At 52.8% G+C, this 369-nt stretch carries 1 protein-coding gene; it reads right to left on the bottom strand.

Annotated elements, in window-relative coordinates:
* The coding region (locus AKJ31_RS22385) for a CNNM domain-containing protein (protein ID WP_157052423.1) at positions 1-369 on the bottom strand (369 nt) is incomplete at both ends.

Below are 369 nucleotides of genomic sequence, written 5' to 3'. Positions count from 1 at the left end.
CATAGGCTCGGCGTTGGCAATCGCAAGGTTCTTCGGATACAGCTCACCCATGATCATTTGCACGACCATCGCGACACCCAGGGTGACGATAGTGCCGATAGCGATACCGGACTCAAGGGATAAACCAAAATCTTGCAGTAGCACGCCCATTGATTCACCGACAAGAGGCTCGGCAACAAATCCCAGTACAAGGCCTGTTACGGTGATACCTAGCTGTGCGCCAGACAACATGAAGCTGGTTCGTTTAGTAACGGCGAGCGCGCGTTTTGCGGCTTCATCGCCCGTTGCTGCTAAGGTGGCGAGTTTGGCACGGTCAACGGCCATATAAGCAAACTCTTGGGCAACGAAATAACCGTTTGCCGCAATAAT

The sequence above is a fragment of the Vibrio hepatarius genome, assembly GCF_001274785.1.
Taxonomy (GTDB): domain Bacteria; phylum Pseudomonadota; class Gammaproteobacteria; order Enterobacterales; family Vibrionaceae; genus Vibrio; species Vibrio hepatarius.
This window is presented reverse-complemented; position numbering and strand designations above follow the sequence as displayed.